This is a genomic window from Campylobacter sp. BCW_6463, assembly GCF_001762785.1.
GTDB lineage: Bacteria > Campylobacterota > Campylobacteria > Campylobacterales > Campylobacteraceae > Campylobacter_D > Campylobacter_D jejuni.
Window position 1 is genome coordinate 1 of record NZ_MJXL01000017.1, and the last position, 1,584, is coordinate 1,584.

The window sequence follows — 1,584 nt, forward strand, 5'->3', positions numbered from 1 at the left end:
AATTTAGCCATAGGGGGTCAGACCTACGGCTAACCCTTAGGGGTATTATATAAAAACCTTACTTAAACTTCTAAAACAAAATATGATAAATCTTTTATTTGGAAATGCAAAGCTTTATATAGCCTTAGCTTTAATGGCAATCTTAACAGGATATTTTTATCTAAGACTTGATAGCACAAAGGCAAAATTAGAAAAAAGTCAAAATGATTTAGCCTTAGCTTTAGAGATTAATAAAAACAACGAAGCAAGGCTAAAAGAACTTACGCAAATTCATAAAGCAGAATTAAAAGCAATCAATGAAGCAAACAATCAAAAAAACGAAGTTAAAGAAAGGATAGAATATGTTAAAGAATACATTTATAAAAGCAATGAAAATAATATTACCAAGCTTTTTAACGATGTCGTTGATAGGTTGTGGGATGCAAACTCAACAAGTAGTAACCAAAATAGAAATTCAAAAAGTAAAAATTCCGCAAGAGTTATTAACACTAAGCCCCCTTGAAAAGCCAATAGCAAAAAATGAACTAGATATTTTAAATGCTTATTCTTTACTTTTTTACAAGTATAGGCAATGCGAAATTCAGATTAGAAAGATTAAGGAGTTGAATGAGGAATGATCCTCATTTACATCTATTCTAGAACTTCTGCTTTGTATTTTTCATACTCGGCTTCACTGATAACACCTTTTTCTTTCAATCCTCTTAAAAATTCTAAATCTCTCATTTTAGATATTTTTTGTTCTCGTCTATAAGGTTTTTTAACCGCTAAATACAAAATACATCCAAAAATGCCAAAGAAAAACCCAACTATACCCCACCATAAGCTGCTCATATTTCTTTGTTTAGCATCATAAGAAAGTTCAAAAGCACATACAACAGCAAAGATAAAATACACAAGTCCTGCAATTTCCATTTTTACTCCTTTTTAATTAAAAATTGTCACATTTTACTTTATATATTCTTAAATTCTCATTTTCTACATCGTGATTAGGCACTTGGTAACATTCTTTAAAATTATCACCTTTTAAAATCTTAGTGTAAGAGCTTGGAATAGCAATTTGATTTCTTATTCTTTGTGGATTACTATCATAATTAACCAAATTTAAAACTTCTAAACTTCCAAGCTTCAAAGCTACTTGTCTTTCTCTTTTTTCAATCTTGTTCCAAACCCTTTGATTGATTTGTGGATTTTGTGGAGTAATATTACTCATTAAAAAAGTGCTTCTTTGAGCTTGAGTTGTTTTTCTCATAGAAGCATTAGAAAGAGTGTGTCCTCTATCATAACCACTGTTTCTATAATCACTCCATGTAGTACGATATTTTTTAGGAATATTTGTATCATCTTCAAAGCGTGGGCGTTTTTTGATTTGTTCGCCTTTTAAATTTTCCGCTTCCAATCTATAAGCTACAGCTTTTGTACCTTTTAGATTATAATCATAACAATTTAGATAATAGAATTTATCTAAAACTTGTGAACAACTTTGCTTAGTAAAATACTTAGCAAAATCTTCGCTTGGCTTGTATTGTGTATAATCAGCTAAGGCTAGAGTTGCTAGCAGTGGTAAGATTATAAGTTTTTTCATTT

4 protein-coding genes are annotated in these 1,584 nt (G+C 29.9%); 2 read left to right on the forward strand and 2 right to left on the reverse strand.

Features of this window, described 5'->3' with window-relative positions; all coding sequences use genetic code 11:
* Positions 1-82: 82 nt before the first annotated feature.
* Together AJ884_RS01690 and AJ884_RS09555 are read left to right on the forward strand one after the other, a co-directional pair.
* Positions 83-502, forward strand: coding sequence for a hypothetical protein (locus AJ884_RS01690; protein ID WP_044779004.1), 420 nt, complete (start codon positions 83-85; stop codon positions 500-502).
* Entirely contained in the window at positions 420-617 is a 198-nt protein-coding gene (locus AJ884_RS09555; protein ID WP_083267218.1) for a hypothetical protein, read from the forward strand. Before AJ884_RS01690 ends, AJ884_RS09555 begins: the two co-directional genes overlap by 83 nt.
* Before the next feature lie 13 nt (positions 618-630).
* Here AJ884_RS09555 and AJ884_RS01695 read toward each other — a convergent pair whose 3' ends face one another.
* Together AJ884_RS01695 and AJ884_RS01700 are read right to left on the reverse strand one after the other, a co-directional pair.
* Positions 631-912: a PLDc N-terminal domain-containing protein gene (locus AJ884_RS01695; protein WP_044779005.1), complete on the reverse strand. Its 282-nt coding sequence runs from the start codon at positions 910-912 to the stop codon at positions 631-633.
* A gap of 16 nt (positions 913-928) precedes the next feature.
* Entirely contained in the window at positions 929-1,582 is a 654-nt protein-coding gene (locus AJ884_RS01700) for a DNA/RNA non-specific endonuclease (RefSeq protein ID WP_070286368.1), read from the reverse strand.
* Between the last annotated feature and the right edge of the window lie 2 nt (positions 1,583-1,584).